Annotated in this window: 15 protein-coding genes and 1 pseudogene; 8 read left to right on the top strand and 8 right to left on the bottom strand. The window is 72.0% G+C overall.

Going from position 1 to position 14764, the window contains the following annotated elements; translation table 11 throughout:
• Nucleotides 1–31: 31 nt before the first annotated feature.
• The 5 genes from OHA89_RS32820 to OHA89_RS32800 form a co-directional block, all read right to left on the bottom strand.
• Nucleotides 32–1126, bottom strand: coding sequence for a low specificity L-threonine aldolase (locus OHA89_RS32820; protein ID WP_374199287.1), 1095 nt, complete (start codon nucleotides 1124–1126; stop codon nucleotides 32–34).
• Entirely contained in the window at nucleotides 1105–1866 is a 762-nt protein-coding gene (locus tag OHA89_RS32815) for an SDR family NAD(P)-dependent oxidoreductase (protein WP_257557852.1), read from the bottom strand. Before OHA89_RS32815 ends, OHA89_RS32820 begins: the two co-directional genes overlap by 22 nt.
• A 26-nt stretch (nucleotides 1867–1892) precedes the next feature.
• Entirely contained in the window at nucleotides 1893–3299 is a 1407-nt protein-coding gene (locus tag OHA89_RS32810; RefSeq protein WP_257557851.1) for a DUF6421 family protein, read from the bottom strand.
• 81 nt (nucleotides 3300–3380) lie between these two features.
• Complete coding sequence (locus OHA89_RS32805; protein WP_406367756.1) at nucleotides 3381–4418, bottom strand: alpha/beta hydrolase fold domain-containing protein; 1038 nt, start codon at nucleotides 4416–4418, stop codon at nucleotides 3381–3383.
• A complete protein-coding gene (locus tag OHA89_RS32800; RefSeq protein WP_266611384.1) occupies nucleotides 4415–5539 on the bottom strand; it encodes an LLM class flavin-dependent oxidoreductase in 1125 nt (374 codons plus the stop codon). The genes OHA89_RS32805 and OHA89_RS32800 overlap by 4 nt, the downstream gene beginning before the upstream one ends.
• A gap of 49 nt (nucleotides 5540–5588) precedes the next feature.
• On the opposite strand from OHA89_RS32800, the gene OHA89_RS32795 reads away from it, so the two are divergent.
• The gene (locus OHA89_RS32795; protein ID WP_257557848.1) at nucleotides 5589–6218 is read left to right on the top strand and encodes a PadR family transcriptional regulator; all 630 of its coding nucleotides are present in this window, start codon (nucleotides 5589–5591) and stop codon (nucleotides 6216–6218) included.
• 191 nt (nucleotides 6219–6409) lie between these two features.
• On the top strand, nucleotides 6410–7102 hold the full coding sequence (locus tag OHA89_RS32790; RefSeq protein ID WP_257557847.1) for a glycerophosphodiester phosphodiesterase family protein: 693 nt from the start codon (nucleotides 6410–6412) through the stop codon (nucleotides 7100–7102).
• A 25-nt stretch (nucleotides 7103–7127) separates the two neighbouring features.
• Here the strand turns inward: OHA89_RS32790 and OHA89_RS32785 are convergent, their stop codons facing one another.
• Nucleotides 7128–7667 (bottom strand): GNAT family N-acetyltransferase, encoded by a 540-nt coding sequence (locus tag OHA89_RS32785; RefSeq protein ID WP_215145431.1) that lies wholly within the window; start codon nucleotides 7665–7667, stop codon nucleotides 7128–7130.
• Nucleotides 7668–7813: 146 nt separating this feature from the next.
• On the opposite strand from OHA89_RS32785, the gene OHA89_RS32780 reads away from it, so the two are divergent.
• The 4 genes and pseudogenes from OHA89_RS32780 (at nucleotide 7814) to OHA89_RS32765 (ending at nucleotide 10748) form a co-directional block, all read left to right on the top strand.
• The gene (locus OHA89_RS32780; RefSeq protein ID WP_257557846.1) at nucleotides 7814–8335 is read left to right on the top strand and encodes a DUF5134 domain-containing protein; all 522 of its coding nucleotides are present in this window, start codon (nucleotides 7814–7816) and stop codon (nucleotides 8333–8335) included.
• Between the two features lie 81 nt (nucleotides 8336–8416).
• Nucleotides 8417–9356: pseudogene (locus OHA89_RS32775) on the top strand (M56 family metallopeptidase).
• Nucleotides 9357–9406: 50 nt separating this feature from the next.
• The gene (locus tag OHA89_RS32770; protein WP_266611381.1) at nucleotides 9407–10090 is read left to right on the top strand and encodes a phosphatase PAP2 family protein; all 684 of its coding nucleotides are present in this window, start codon (nucleotides 9407–9409) and stop codon (nucleotides 10088–10090) included.
• Between the two features lie 37 nt (nucleotides 10091–10127).
• Entirely contained in the window at nucleotides 10128–10748 is a 621-nt protein-coding gene (locus OHA89_RS32765) for a TetR/AcrR family transcriptional regulator (protein ID WP_257557840.1), read from the top strand.
• On the opposite strand, the gene OHA89_RS32760 is transcribed toward OHA89_RS32765, so the two are convergent.
• Nucleotides 10745–12229 (bottom strand): LVIVD repeat-containing protein, encoded by a 1485-nt coding sequence (locus OHA89_RS32760; protein ID WP_257557838.1) that lies wholly within the window; start codon nucleotides 12227–12229, stop codon nucleotides 10745–10747. The genes OHA89_RS32765 and OHA89_RS32760 overlap by 4 nt on opposite strands.
• 84 nt (nucleotides 12230–12313) lie before the next feature.
• Here OHA89_RS32760 and OHA89_RS32755 point away from each other — a divergent pair, with 84 nt between their 5' ends.
• Both OHA89_RS32755 and OHA89_RS32750 read left to right on the top strand, forming a co-directional pair.
• Entirely contained in the window at nucleotides 12314–12991 is a 678-nt protein-coding gene (locus OHA89_RS32755) for a DUF305 domain-containing protein (RefSeq protein WP_406368673.1), read from the top strand.
• Between the two features lie 52 nt (nucleotides 12992–13043).
• A complete protein-coding gene (locus OHA89_RS32750) occupies nucleotides 13044–14402 on the top strand; it encodes an FAD-dependent oxidoreductase (protein ID WP_266611377.1) in 1359 nt (452 codons plus the stop codon).
• Here the strand turns inward: OHA89_RS32750 and OHA89_RS32745 are convergent.
• Entirely contained in the window at nucleotides 14399–14761 is a 363-nt protein-coding gene (locus tag OHA89_RS32745; RefSeq protein WP_266611375.1) for a helix-turn-helix transcriptional regulator, read from the bottom strand. The genes OHA89_RS32750 and OHA89_RS32745 overlap by 4 nt on opposite strands.
• Nucleotides 14762–14764: the final 3 nt, after the last annotated feature.

The raw sequence follows: 14764 nt of genomic DNA, 5'->3' as shown, positions 1-14764 counted from the left end.
TCGCATGACTATCGATTTATGCGGAAGGGATTCAGCGCGCCATCTCTTCCTTCAGCGCCTGGAGGAATCCGTCCACGTCCTCTTCCTGGGTGTCGAAGCCGCACATCCAGCGGACATCGCCCGCGGCCTCGTCCCAGAAGTAGAAGCGGTAACGCTTCTGCAGCCGGCGCGACACCTCGTGCGGCAGCCGCGCGAACACCGCGTTCGCCTGCACCGGGTAGAGGATCTCCACGCCGTCCGTCTCGCGCACGCCCGCGGCGAGCCGCTGCGCCATCGCGTTGGCGTGACGGGCGTTTCGCAGCCACAGGTCCTTGGCGAGCAGCGCCTCCAGCTGCACCGACACGAACCGCATCTTGGACGCGAGCTGCATCGACATCTTGCGGATGTGCTTCATCTGCCGGACCGCGTCCGGGTTGAGCACCACCACGGCCTCGCCGAACATCATGCCGTTCTTGGTGCCGCCGTACGACAGCACGTCCACGCCGACCGTGTTCGTGAAGGTGCGCATCGGCACGTCGAGCGAGGCCGCGGCGTTGGCTATCCGGGCTCCGTCGAGGTGCACCTTCATGCCCAGGCCGTGCGCGTGGTCGCAGATGGCCTTGATCTCGTCCGGGGTGTAGACCGTGCCGAGTTCGGTGTTCTGGGTGATCGAGACGACCTGCGGCATCGCCCGGTGCTCGTCCTCGAAGCCCCAGGCCTCCTGGTCGATCAGCTCGGGGGTGAGCTTGCCGTCCGGCGTCGGGACGGCGAGCAGCTTGATGCCCGCCATCCGCTCCGGCGCGCCGCCCTCGTCCACGTTGATGTGGGCGGTCTTGGCGCAGATCACCGCACCCCACCGGTCGGTCATGGCCTGCAGGGCGACGACGTTGGCGCCCGTGCCGTTGAAGACCGGGAAGGCCTGCGCGTACGGCCCGAAGTGGCTGCGGAAGATCTTCTGCAGGTGTTCGGTGTACTCGTCCTCGCCGTACGAGACCTGGTGCCCGCCGTTGGCCAGCGCGACGGCCGCGAGGACCTCGGGGTGCACCCCCGCGTAGTTGTCGCTCGCGAAACCGCGCACCGCCGGGTCGTGGTGGCGCCGGGCGTCGGTCTTCCCGGCATCGGTTCTCACGGTTGCGGAGTGAGCCACAGACGCTGTCCGTTCACATCGATTGCGGGTCGCTCCCAGACGCCGGCGATGGCCTCGGCCAGCTCCTTGACGTCGGTGAAGCCCGCGAACTTCGCATTGGGACGCTCGGCGCGCATCGCGTCGTGCACCAGTGCCTTGATGACCAGGATCGCAGCCGCCGCGCCCGGGCCTTCCTCGCCCCCCGCCTTACGGAAGGAGTCCGCGAGGGCCAGGGTCCAGGCCTCGGCCGCCGCCTTGCCCGCGTTGTACGCGGCGTTGTTGGCGACCGGCTTGTGCGCGCCGGACTGGCTGACCAGAACGTAGCGGCCGCGGTCGCTGCGCAGCAGTCCGTCGTGGAAGGCGAGCGAGGTGTGCTGGACGGTGCGGATGAGCAGCTTCTCCAGGAAGGCCCAGTCCGCGAGGTCGGTCTCGGTGAAGGAGGCGCTGCCGCGCCAGCCGCCGACCAGGTGGACCAGCCCGTCGATCCGGCCGAACTCCTTCTCGATCTGCTCGGCCCAGGCCTTGGTGGCCGCGAGGTCGAGCAGGTCCACCGTGTCACCGGTGATGCTGGCGCCGCCGTGGGCATAGCGCGCCGCGTCCACCGCCTCGGCGAGCCGCGCCGCATCGGCGTCGGACGCGACGACCACGGCACCCGCCTCGGCGAGGCGGAGCAGGGTGGCGCGGCCGGCGGGGCCACCGGCCCCGGCCACCGCCACTACCGCTCCGTGCAGCTTTCCGTTGCCGTTCCCGGAGCCGTTCATCTGTACAGCCTCCTGTGGGCGGTCGCTCACGCGGCGACTCGCTCGGCCTGCTCGGCGTTGAGGGCGGTGATGCCCTTGGTCGAGGCGATCACGCCCTTGAGCTTCTTGGCGAGCGCCTCATAGAACATGCTGAGCGGAAACTCGTCCGGAAGCACGTCGTCGACGAGCTTGCGCGGAGGCTGCGTCATGTCGAGGGCGTCGGGGCCCTTGGCCCACTTGGACCCCGGGTGCGGGGCGAGGTACGTCGAGACCAGGTCGTAGGCCTTGAACCAGTGGACCAGCTTCGGGCGGTCGATGCCGGCCCGGTAGAGGTCCTCGATCTCGGCGCACAGCTGGTTGGTGACCTGCGGGGCACGCATCCAGTCGATCTTCAGCTTGTTGTCCGTCCAGCGCACGACGTCGTGCTTGTGGAGGTACGCGAAGAGCAGCTGGCCGCCGAGACCGTCGTAGTTGCGGTTGCGGTCGCCGGAGACCGGGAAGCGGAACATCCGGTCGAAGAGGACGGCGTACTGGACGTCACGGCCGTGCTCGTTGCCCTCGGACTCCAGCTTCACGGCCTCCTTGAAGGCGGTGAGGTCGCAGCGCAGCTCTTCCAGGCCGTACATCCAGAACGGCTGGCGCTGCTTGATCATGAAGGGGTCGAACGGCAGGTCGCCGTGGCTGTGGGTGCGGTCGTGGACCATGTCCCACAGGACGAAGGCCTTCTCGCAGCGCTCCTGGTCCTGGACCATGGCGGCGATGTCCTCGGGCAGCTCGATGCCCAGGATGTCGACCGCGGCCTCGGTGACCTTGCGGTAGCGGGCGGCCTCGCGGTCGCAGAAGATGCCGCCCCAGGTGAAGCGCTCGGGGGCCTCGCGCACGGCGATGGTCTCCGGGAAGAGCACGGCGGAGTTGGTGTCGTAACCCGGGGTGAAGTCCTCGAAGGTGATGCCGAGGAAGAGCGGGTTGTCGTACCGGGTTCGCTCCAGCTCGGCGAGCCACTCGGGCCACACCATCCGGAGGGCGACGGCCTCCAGGTTGCGGTCCGGGTTGCCGTTCTGCGTGTACATGGGGAAGACCACGAGGTGCTGCAGACCGTCGGTGCGCTCGGCGGCCGGCTGGAAGGCCAGCAGGGAGTCGAGGAAGTCCGGCACCCGGAAGTCGTCGGCGACCCACTTGCGCAGGTCCGCGACGAGCGCCTGGTGGTAGGCCGCGGCGTGCGGGAGCAGCGGGGACAGCGCCTCGACGCCCTCGATCACGCACTCGACCGCGGACTCGGCCTCGGCCCGGGTGGGGGCGCCGGCGGCCTCGAAGTCGATCGAGCCGTCATTGGCCTGCCAGGGGCGGATCTCCTCCACGGCGGCCTTGAGCGCGGGCCACGCGGGGTGGTCGACCACCCGCGCCCCGGCGGTTATCACGGCACCGCCGGCACCCGGCACAAGAGTTTCCGTCATGTCACTTCCTCCACAGGAGAACCTCACGTCAAGGCAGCGTAAGCGGCGGAGGCTCTCCCGTTCAAGAGGCATCTCGGGAAATTATCCTGTGATACCCCCCGCTTCACCGGAAGTCTTCCCGTTCGTCAGCGTGGAATCGATGGCTCCGCCCAGTCGCGCCATGGCCTCCCGGGCCTGTGGCAGTACGCCGGCCAGCGCCAGGAAGCCGTGGAACATCCCGGGATGGGCGTCAAGGACCGAGGGAACTCCGCACGCGGTCAGCCTGCGGTGGTACGCCCGTCCGTCGTCCCGCAGCGGATCGCACCCGGCGACCACCAGGTGCGCGGGCGGCAGCCCGGTCAGGTCCGCGCGCAGCGGGGAGGCCAGCGGATGCCCGCCGTCCCCGTCAGGGCCCAGGTACTGCTCCCAGAACCAGCGCAGGTGCGCGGCGGTCAGGAAGCAGCCCTCGGCGTACGTCCGGTACGACCCGCCGGCCTGGGCGGCGTCCAGGGCGGGATAGACGAGCACCTGGAGGGCGACGGCCGGTCCCGTGTACTTCCGGTGGTCCCGGGCCATCAGCAGCGAGGCGGCGGCGAGGTTGCCCCCGGCGCTGTCCCCGGCGACCACCAGGGCGCCCGGGTCGCCGCCCAGTTCGCCGAGGTGTCCGCCGGCCCAGCACAGGGCGGCGTACGCGTCCTCCAGGGCGGCCGGGAACCGGTGCTCGGGAGCCCGCCGGTAGTCCACCGAGACCACGGCCGCGCCGGCCGACCGGGAGAGGGTGCGGGCGGTGGTGTCATGGGTGTCCAGGTCACAGAGGACGAAGCCGCCGCCGTGCAGGAAGACCACGGTGGGGCGCGGCCCCGGCCACTCCTCGGGGTCGGGCAGGTAGATCCGTACGGGGACCGGCGGGGCTCCGGACGGGCCGGGGACCGTCCGGTCCTCGACGGCTCCGACGCGGGGCGGGTCCGCCGGCTGCCGGGGCGCGGCCGCCAGAATGCGCCGGGCCTCGTCGGCGTCGGTGACGCTCCCGCCGACATCCGGGAAGGCGGCGGTCAGCGCTTCGACGTAGGGCCGGACAGCGGGGTCGAGGCGGTCGGCGGGGCCGAGCCGGTCCGAGGGGCGGGGTCGGGGGTCGGTCATCGCCGGCCCCGGAAGTGGGGGATGACCTTCTCGCCCCACTGCCGCAGGGTCTCCAGACAGGCCTCCTGCTCCACGGTGCCCATCTGGATCAGACACATGATCTCGTCGGCCCCCGCCTCCTTCAGCCGTTCCACGTGGGCGATGGCGTCATCGGCGCTGCCGTAGGCGTGGTCGGCCCGGAAGGTGGCCGTCGAGGTCGGCCGGACCGGGATGTCCAGCTCGTGCAGCCGGGCCACGACCTGCTCGGCCGCCTTGCGCATCTCGGCGGCCTCGTCGGCGCCCGCGACCACGGCCTCGTCCGGGATGCCCGCGCCGCCGTACCAGTGGCCGATGGACTGGGCGAAGAACCGCTGGCCTCGGATGCCGATCCGGCGCGCCTCCTCCCGGTCGTCGAGCACGATGGTCGGGCAGAGCACCGAGAAGTGGTCGTTGACCGCGGTGGACACGAACCGGCTGCCGTCCCGCCCGGCGATCGCGGCGTCGTAGACGGCCCGCATCCCCGCGATCGACTCGGGTCCGGCGAAGCCCATCACCAGGGCCCCGATCCCCAGCTCGGCGGCCTGCACCAGGGTCTCGCCGCGGCTGCACGCCAGGAACAGCGGCGGGTGCGGGGTCTGCGCGGGCCGCGGCAGGATCGGGTGCGGGTCGATGTCGATCAGCTCGCCGTGGTACTCCAGCTCCTCCTCCTGCCAGGCCCGGCCGATGATCCGCAGCGCCTCCTCGACCTCCGCCGTGGTGCGCTCCCGGTCCACCCCGCACAGCGAGGTCTCCTGCTCGGTGCCCCCGCGCCCGGCCCCGAGGTCGAGCCGCCCGCCGGAGAGCAGGTCGAGCATCGCGGCCCGTTCGGCGACCCGGACCGGGTGGTTGAAGTTGAAGGGCATGCACACGACGCCGTGCCCGATGCGTATGGTGCTGGTCCTGGCCGCGACCCAGGTCAGGAAGATCTCGGGGGCCGACATGTGCGCGTACCACTTCAGCGAGTGGTGTTCGACCGCCCAGATCCGGTCGAAACCCATCCGCTCGGCGAGCACGGCCTGCTCCACGCAGTCGCGGATCACCTGGTGCTCCCGCTCCACGGTCGGGTCGGCGAGCTGAGCTTCGAAGATCACGGAGAATTTCACGGTGCCTCCAGGGTTGCGTCCCGTGCCCGGTCTTACTTCAATTAGGAATATGACTAGTAGTCAGAAGTCGAAGAAGCAAGAGACGGGGAGGCAGGAGTTGCCGCCGACCGCGTGGGCGGTTCTCGGCCTTCTTTCCTTCCCCGGGGAGCGCACGGGCTACGAGCTGAAGAAGTGGGCGGACTCCTCGCTCCGCTTCTTCTACTGGTCACCCGCCATCAGCCAGATCTACGCCGAGCTGCGCCGCCTGGAGGAGCTCGGCTACGCGGCTTCCGCGCGCTCGGGGCCCGAGGAGGCGCGGGCCAAGCGGCGCTACGCCATCACCGACGCGGGACGCGAGGCACTGGCCGGCTGGGCCGCCGACACGGCGGAGGCCGGGCCCCCGGTGCTCAAGCACGGACTGCTCCTGCGGGTCTGGCTCGGACACCTGGCCGAGCCGGAGCGGCTGCGCGCGATGGTCGGCGAGCACCTGGAGCGCACCCGGGCCGAGCTGGCCGCCGTACGGGAGGCCATGGAGCAGGCGGGTGCGGTCGCGGAGTGGGCCTTCCCCGCACTCGCGCTGCGCTGGAGCGAGCGGCAGCACCTCGCGGAACTGGAGCTGGGCGAAGCCCTCCTGACCGATCTGGCCGATCTGACCGGCGAGGCCCGTCAAGCCGGCGGGGACGCGCCCACGCCCGGGTGACGGCGCCGCCACCGCCACCGGCCTCGCAGGGGCTCACAACCCCGACGGGAAGCGGCCGGTGCGCCTCTCCGGGGCCTTGCACGGGCGGTCCCTTCGCACCCTCGGCGCACTAGCATGCGTCCTCATCGCGCGCGGCCGGTCGGGACACCGAGTCCGCGCGGGGAGCCGCCGTCGACGGAAGCGAGAGAACCTTGACTTTCCTCACCATCGGTCACCGCGGGGTCATGGGTGTCGAACCGGAGAACACCCTGCGGTCGTATCTGCGAGCGGAACGTTCCGGCATGGACGTCATCGCTCTGGACGTCCAGCTGAGCAAGGACGGCGCCCTCGTCGCCCTGCACGACCCTGAGGTGGACCGGACCACCGACGGCTCGGGGGCCGTCGCCGATCTGACCCTGGCCGAACTGCGCGGGCTGGACGCCGGCCAGGGCGAGCACGTGCCGGTGTTCGAGGACGTCCTGGACGCGGTCCGGACCCCGCTCCAGGTCTCCGTACGGGACCGGGCCGCCGTCGGGGTGCTCGCGGAGCTGCTCCTGCGCCGCGACCTGACCGCCCGGGTGGAGGTGGCCTCCTCCGACGACGCGCTGCTCGTCGAGGTCACGCGGCTGGTGCCGGGCGTCCGGACCGTGCTGCAGGCGACCGCTCCCGGCGACGACGCCGAGGACGCCGTGGACCGGGCGACGGCCGCCGGTGCGGCGACGATCGCCCTGGACATCCGGCGGCTCACCCTGGAGACCGTCGAATCGGCGCACGCGTCCGGGCTGCGGGTGACCGGCTGGACCGTCAACACCCTCGACCAGCTGCGGCTCGCGCGGGCGCTCGGCCTGGACGGCGCGGCGACCGACTTCCCGGAGATCCGCAGCACCGGCCGCTTCACCGCGTAGCGGGCGGGGCGCGCCGGGCGTTCGGCTACAGCGACTTGACCAGCAGCTCGAAGGCCAGGTCGTCGCGGAGCGGGACGCCGAAGCGCTCGTCACCGTAGGGGAAGGGGCTCAGCTCGCCGGTGCGCCGGTAGCCGCGGCGCACGTAGTAGGCGATGAGCTCCTCCCGTACGTTCACCACCGTCATCCGCATCTCCTTGGCGCCCCACGTCTCGATGGCGCGACGCTCGGCCTCGGCCAGGATCTCCTTGCCGAGGCCCGCGCCCTGGAGCCCGGGGCGGACCGCGAACATCCCGAAGTAGACGTAGTCCCCGCGGTGTTCGAGCTGGCAGCAGGCCACGAGCTCGTCCGCGCGCTCGACGACGATCAGGGTGCTGTCGGCAGCGTCGATGATCTGGCGGACCCCGTCCGGGTCGGTGCGCTGCCCGTCCAGGTAGTCCGCCTCCGTGGTCCAGCCGCCGCGGCTGACCTCACCCCGGTAAGCCGACTCGACGAGGGCCACCAGCTCGGTCACGTCCGCCTCGACGGCACTGCGGAAGCTGAGGGCGGCGGGGTTGGCGGTCGACATCGGTGACTCCGTTCTGCGCGGTGGCATGTGCCATACCGGGTACGGCAGGGAGAGCGTATCCCGGGGCCGAGTGAGGGCGGTGTGAGAGGGGCATCTCTTCCCGTGACGCCGACGAACCGGGAGGTTCCGCCGTGCACGGTTCCGCCATGTCCTCCGCCGACTTCGCCTCCGCCTGGCTGCTCGTCGTGCTGTGCGCAGTGAGCGGAGCGTACTGCCTCCGGCAAGTGCGCAGATCGGGCGGCGCCGCGGCCGGGGAGACCGTGATGGCGTTCGGCATGGCGCTGATGGCGGTGCCCCTCGGGGACCGTGACGGGTGGCAGGCGCTCGTGCTCGGGGCGGTGTTCAGCGGCGCCGCCCTGCACGCGGTGTGGCTGCTGCGCGGCGGGGTGCACCACGCGCACCACCTGGTCGGCTCGCTGGCCATGGCGTACATGGCGCTGACGACGGCCGCCGGGTACGGGCACGGCGGGGGGCTGCCCCTGGTCACCGGACTGCTGCTGCTCTACTACGCGGGGTACGTCCTGCTGGGCGGGGCCCGGCTGGTCGCGGCGGGCGGCGGCGGCGCGCAAAGGACGTACCCGGTGGCGCCGGCCGAGTCGGCCGAGCTGACCCGGGCCTGCCGACTGGCCATGGGAATGGGGATGTTGGCCATGCTGCTCACCATGTGACGGTCCGGGCACACGTGTCCTGCGTCACCAATGCCCCGCGACCGTACCCGCAGGTAGCCCCGCGCTCATAGGCTGGCGGCCATGATGGTCCCCGCCGTTCTCCTGATGCTCGGCGCCCTGACCGCGGTGCTCGCGCCCCGGCTGCTCGCCCGGGCCCGATGGCCCGAGCGCGAACCCGTCGTGGCGCTGTGGGTGTGGCAGTGCGTGGTGGCCGCGGTGCTCCTGTGCCTCGGGCTGTCGATGCTGCTCAGCGCGGCGGCGGCCTGGCAGGCGGTGCGCGGACGGCTCTTCGCCGCCGCCCCGCACGGGGTGGTCGACGCCTACGCCCTGGGCGCTTCCGGCGGCCCCTGGGCCGCCGGCACCGCGCTCGCGCTGGCCGGCGGGGCGCTGTGGACGGCGGCGATGCTGGCCCGGAGAGGTGCTGCGGGCGCGGGCCCGGCGGCGCGCCCAGGGCAGCGAACTGCTGGTGCGGGCCCCTCTGCTGCCCGGGGAGGACCCCACGGGCGCGCGGCTCGTCGTACTGGAGGGCCCGCGGCCGGACGCCTGGTGGCTGCCGGGGGCGGCCCCGCAGCTGGTGGTCACGACGGCGGCACTGGGCCGGCTGAAGGGGAGCCAGCTCGATGCCGTACTGGCCCACGAGCAGGGGCACGCGGCGGCCCGGCACGACTGGCTGCTGCACTGTTCGCGGGCGCTGGCCGGGGGGTTCCCGCAGGTGCCGGTCTTCGCGGCCTTCGAGGCGGAGATGCACCGCCTGGTCGAACTGGCCGCCGACGACGTGGCCTCGCGGCGGTACGGGCGGCTCACGATCGCGCTGGCCCTGGTCGGACTGAACGAGGACCGCGGGGTGTTCGGGCCCTCCGCGGCCCCGCAGGCGCACGTCCAGGAGCGGGTGCGCCGGCTGCTGTCGGCCGCGCCCCGGCTCTCCGCGATGAACCGGCTCCGGCTGACGGCGACGGCCGCCCTGGTCCCGGCGGTACCGCTGCTGGTGGCCTTCGTACCGGGGCTGAGCGCCCTGGCCTAAGCCGTAGCGCGCCGTCGGGGCTCACGCCCGGTCGGTGCGAGGATCCCTCCATGCGGAGCGATCACTTGCGGCAGGCGGGCATCGGCTGTGCGGTGCTCGCGGCCGTCCTGACAGCGCTGGTGGTGGCGCGGTGGCGGCCGCTCCTCGCGTACGACGACCAGGTCGTACGGGATCTTCACAGCCATGCCGTCGCCCATCCCGGGGTCACCCACACGATGCGGATCCTCAGCGACTGGGTGTGGGACCCGTGGACCATGCGGGCCCTGGCCGCCGTGGCCTGCGTCCTGCTGTGGCGGCGGGGCCGGCGGGAGCGGGCGCTGCGGGTGGCGGTGGCGATGCTCGTGGCGGCCGCGGTGCAGCAGGGTCTGAAGGCGCTGGTGGGACGTGAGCGTCCGGTGTGGCCGGACCCGGTGGACTCGGCGCACTTCGCGGCCTATCCCTCGGGCCACGCCATGACGGCGACGGTGGTGTGCGGTCTGCTGCTGTGGCTGCTCCCCCGCCGGACCCCGCGGTGGGCGGTGCGCGCCGCCTGGGCCGCGGCCGTGGTCTCGGTGCTCGGGGTTGGCTTCACCCGGGTCTACCTCGGGGTGCACTGGCCGTCGGACGTACTCGGCGGATGGCTGCTGGGCGTGGCCCTGGTGGCACTCGTCATCGCCGTACCGGGCCCCCGCCGGGGATGTGCCTGCCCTGGGCGATCCCCCGTGTCACCCAGAGCAGGCGGCCCCGCGCGCTGAGTATATTGGCTCCCAGCCAGTCAACGCAGGAGTAAGCATGTCCCCGCGCAGCGCATCGGTCAATGAAGAATTGCGCAGACGTTCCCGGGAGCGGCTGCTCCAGGCCACGGTCGAGCTCGTCGCCGAGCGGGGCTACGAGGCCACGACCCTCGGCGACATCGCCGACCGGGCGGGCGCGGCACGCGGCCTGGTCTCGTACTACTTTCCGGGAAAACGGCAGTTGCTGCAGTCGGCCGTCCACCGGTTGATGCACCTCACCCTGCACGCGGCACTGGAGCGCGAGCCGCGCAGCGACGACGGGCGCGAGCGGCTGGCGCGCGCCATCGACGCGATCCTCGGGCTGGCCCGGGACCAGCCGTTGCTGATGCGGACGCACATGGCGGGCATCCTCACGGCCGAGGGCTTCGTGCAGTGCCCGGAGCAGCAGCGCCTCGCCGAGCTGCTGCGGGACACCGTCACCCGGTACGGCTCGCCGGACGTGGACGCGGACTATCCGCTGCTGCGGGCGCTGCTGATGGGCGCCGTGGTGGCGGTCCTGCTGCCGGGTGCGCCCATGCCGCTGGCCCGGCTGCGGGCCGAGCTGTTCCAGCGCTACGGACTGGACTGGGAGCTGGGCGTCCCGCCGGACGGCGGGCCGCCCGGCGGAACGATTCACTAGTGGTACTCGGGCTGGCTCTGCACGTTGAGCCGGTCCATCCACACCCACTTGGCACTCTCGGTGCGCCAGTCGTCGAGCCGTAGCACGTCGAAGCCCTTGGCGATGTCGTTCGAATAGATGTGGCCGTTGTAGTAGTACGCCGACCAGGATCCGCCGAGTCCCAGCTTGTCGGTGGTCAGCGGGCCGCGTTCGAAGTACCCGATCTCCTTGGGCTGGGCGGAGTCGGTGAACTCCCACACCGAGACACCGCCCTGGTACCAGGCCTGCACCATGATGTCGCGGCCGCCGCCGACCGGGATCAGCGAGCCGTTGTGGGCCACGCAGTTCTCGGTGTCGGCCTGGTGGCGCGGGATCTTGAAGTAGCTGCGGAAGGCGAGCTTGCGCTGGTCTCCGCGGCCGGTGATGTCGTAGATCCCGTCGGCGCCCCGGTTCGGGCCGGTTGCCTCGTTGCAGGTGGCGCCGCCACCGCCGCCGAGTTCGTCGGTGAACACCACCTTGTCGGCCCGCTCGTTGAAGGTGGCCGAGTGCCAGAACGCGAAGTTCACGTTGTCCTGCACCCGGTCGATGACCCGCGGCTGTTCGGGCTTGCTGATGTCGAAGAGGATGCCGTCACCCATGCAGGCACCGGCGGCCAGGTTCTTCGACGGCAGCACGGTGATGTCGTGGCAGCCGGTGGTCTTGGAGACGCCGGGGTTGGTGGGCCCGCCCGGGTTGCCGCCGTCCGGGAACAGGATCGGGAAGGCGACCACCGCGGCCTGGGTCGGCGCCTTCTTCGGGACCTTCACCACCGAGATGCCGTCGTGCGGCGGCTTGCAGTCGGGGAAGGCCTCGTTCGGGGAGTACGAGGCGACGTAGAGGTAGATGTCGCGGCCGCTCGGCACCAGGGTGTGGGTGTGGGAACCGCAGTTGGTCTCGACGGACTTGATGTACTTGGGGTTCTTCTTGTCCTTGATGTCGAAGATCTTGATGCCCTCCCACGAGGACTTCTCCGTCGCGGGCTGCGAGACGCTGTTGCAGGAGTCGTCGCTGCGCGAGGAGTCGGTGGAGAGGAACAGCAGGTCGCCGAGGACGGAGATGTCGTTCTGGCCGCCGGGGCACAGCACCTCGGTGACGGTCTTCGGTGCCTTCGGGTTGGCGATGTCGTAGATCGTGAAGCCGTTGTAATTGCCCGCGTAGGCGTACCTGCCCTGGAAGGCCAGGTCGGAATTGACGGTGGCGGTCGGGGCGAGGGGGATGTTCGCCAGGGGTTTGATGTTCGCGCTGTGCACGATCTCGTCCTGGCCGGGGATCTCGCCGGGGGCGAGCTCCCTGCCCTCGACGAGGCCCGCGTCCTGCCGGCTGCCGCTGCCGGGCACTAAGTCACCCGGGTCGGGGGTGGCGGCCGCCGGTCCGGCGGTCAGAAGCGTGGCGAGGAGCCCGGCCGCCGCGACGGCCGCTCCCACCCTCCCTTTGCGCACTCTCGTGCTGTGGAACGAGCTCACTGTGCCCTCCCATGGGAGTCCGATCGGTTCCGCTCGATGGGGGAACGGAACCCGGACCCCGGCAGTATCTTCCTTTCCATGGACATGGCAAAAGACCCCCGTAGGCCCCAGGCCTTACGGCGGAGCCGATTCACCGGAGCGGTCGTGGCCGCCGGCCTCCTGCTGGCACTCACCGGCTGCCAGGAGGAGGACGACCGGGCGAACGGGGCCGAGGACGGCCGGTCCGTGGTCGTCGCACCGGGCAAGCCGGGCGAGAAGGCGCGCACCCTCACCCCTGAACAGGCCGCGAAGGAAAAACCCGACGACAGCCCGAACGCCGCCGACCACGCCTACGTACAGGGCATGATCGAACATCACGGACAGGCGCTGACGATGAGCGCGCTGGCGCCGCAGCGGGCCTCGGCGGACGGGGTCAAACGGCTGGCCGAGCGGATAGCGGCCGCCCAGAAGCCCGAAATCGGGGCGATGGAGAAGTGGTTGAAGCTCCATCCGGCGCCGTCGGCGGGCTCCGGCGGACAGGGCCACGACCACGGCGCGATGCCGGGCATGGCGACGGATCAGCAGCTGCGGGAGCTGGCCGAGGCCACGGGCGCCGACTTCGACCGGCTCTTCCTGAAGCTGATGACCGCACACCACGAGGGCGCGCTGAAGATGGCGGGCGAGGCGCTGGCGGGCGGCAACAACGTGGCGGTCGAGGAGATGGCCACCGAGGTGGTGGCCACGCAGAGCGCCGAGATCCACCGGATGCGCGCGATGGGCTGACGGCCGGGGCACCCGGTGTCATGCTGGGACCACCTGCGGGAGGAGCTCCGCCGTGCTTCGTATCGCCGTCGTCGGATCGGGCCCCAGCGGGGTCTACGCGGCCCAGACGCTGGTGCAGCAGCGTGAGGTGCCCGGGGTGCGGGTCGACGTACTGGACCGGCTGCCGGCCCCGTACGGGCTCGTGCGGTACGGGGTCGCGCCCGACCACGAGAAGATCAAGTCGCTGCAGGGCAACCTGCGCACCGTGCTCGAGGACGAACGGATCCGCTTCCTCGGAAACGTCGAGGTCGGCGGGGAGCTGCTGTCCACGGAGCGGCTGCTGGAGCTGTACCACGCAGTCGTGTACTGCGTGGGCGCGGCGCGCGACCGGCTGCTGGGGATCCCCGGCGAGGAGCTGGCCGGGGTGCATTCCGCCACGGCATTCGTGTCCTGGTACAGCGGTCACCCGGACGCCGTCGCCGAGACCTTCGGCCTGACCGGGGTGGACTCGGCGGTCGTGGTCGGCGCGGGCAACGTCGCCGTGGACGTGACACGGATCCTCGCCCGGGGCGAGGCCGAACTGGCGCCGACGGACATGCCGCAGCCGGCGCTCGGCGCGCTCGCCGACAGCGGGGTGCGGCGGGTGGCGATGGTCGCCCGGCGCGGTCCCTCGCAGGGCAAGTTCACCACCAAGGAGCTGCGGGAACTGGGCACGCTGCCGGATGTGGACGCCGTGGTGGACCCCGCCGAGGCGGCCCTCGATCCGGTGTACGGCGATCCGGCCGCGGCCGCGGCGCTGCCCGCGGTGGCCCGGCGCAACCTGGAGGTGCTGCGCGGCTGGGCGGAGCGGGGTCCGGGCGACGCGGGGCGACGCATCGACCTGCGGTTCTATCTGCGCCCGGTGGAGATCCTGGGCGGGCCCGACGGCCGGGTGAGCAGCGTGCGCTTCGAGCGGACCGCCCCGGACGGCCGCGGCGGGGTGACCGGGACGGGCGTGTACGAGGACATCGAGGCACAGCTGGTGCTGCGCTCGGTGGGCTACAAGGGCGTCCCGCTGGCGGGCCTGCCCTTCGACCCGGCGAAGGGCACGGTCCCGCACGCGGCGGGCCGGGTGGTGCGCGCGGGCCGCGCCTCTCTCGGCGAGTACGTGGCGGGCTGGATCAAGCGCGGCCCGACCGGGGTGATCGGCACGAACCGGCCCTGCGCCAAGGAGACCGCGTCCTCGCTGCTCCAGGACGCGGGAATGCTGGCCCGGCGCGAGCTGCCCGGCGACCCGCTGGACGCGCTGCGCGCGGCGGGCCTGCACCCCGTGGAGTGGCCGGGCTGGCTGGCCATAGAGGCCGCCGAGGCCGACCTGGGCCGCTCCCTGGGCCGCCGCTCGGTCAAGATCCCCGACTGGCAGGGCCTGTTGGGCGCGGCCGGGCTCGCTTAGGCCCTGCCCAGGACCCTGTCCAGGCGCGCTTCCTCGGCGGCGGCCGCCGTGAGGACGCTGTCGAGGAGGCCGGGGAAGAGCTCCTCCAGTTCCTCGCGGCGCAGGGCGTTGAGCTTGGTGGTGCCGCGGTACGTCTGGCGTACGACACCGCTCTCCCGCAGGACGCGGAAGTGGTGGGTGGTCGTGGACTTGGTGACCGGCAGGTCGAAGTACGAGCAGGCCAGCTCCGAGGCCGAGCCGGCCAGATCCCGGACGATGGAGAGCCGGACCGGGTCGGAGAGCGCGTGCAGCACGCCCTCCAGCCGGATCCCGGCCGCCTCGGGGTGGGCGAGGGCACGGGCCGCGTCACGTTCCGTCATGTC

The sequence above is a fragment of the Streptomyces sp. NBC_01546 genome (genome assembly GCF_045208355.1).
In the GTDB taxonomy this organism is placed as follows: domain Bacteria; phylum Actinomycetota; class Actinomycetes; order Streptomycetales; family Streptomycetaceae; genus Streptomyces.
This window is presented reverse-complemented; position numbering and strand designations above follow the sequence as displayed.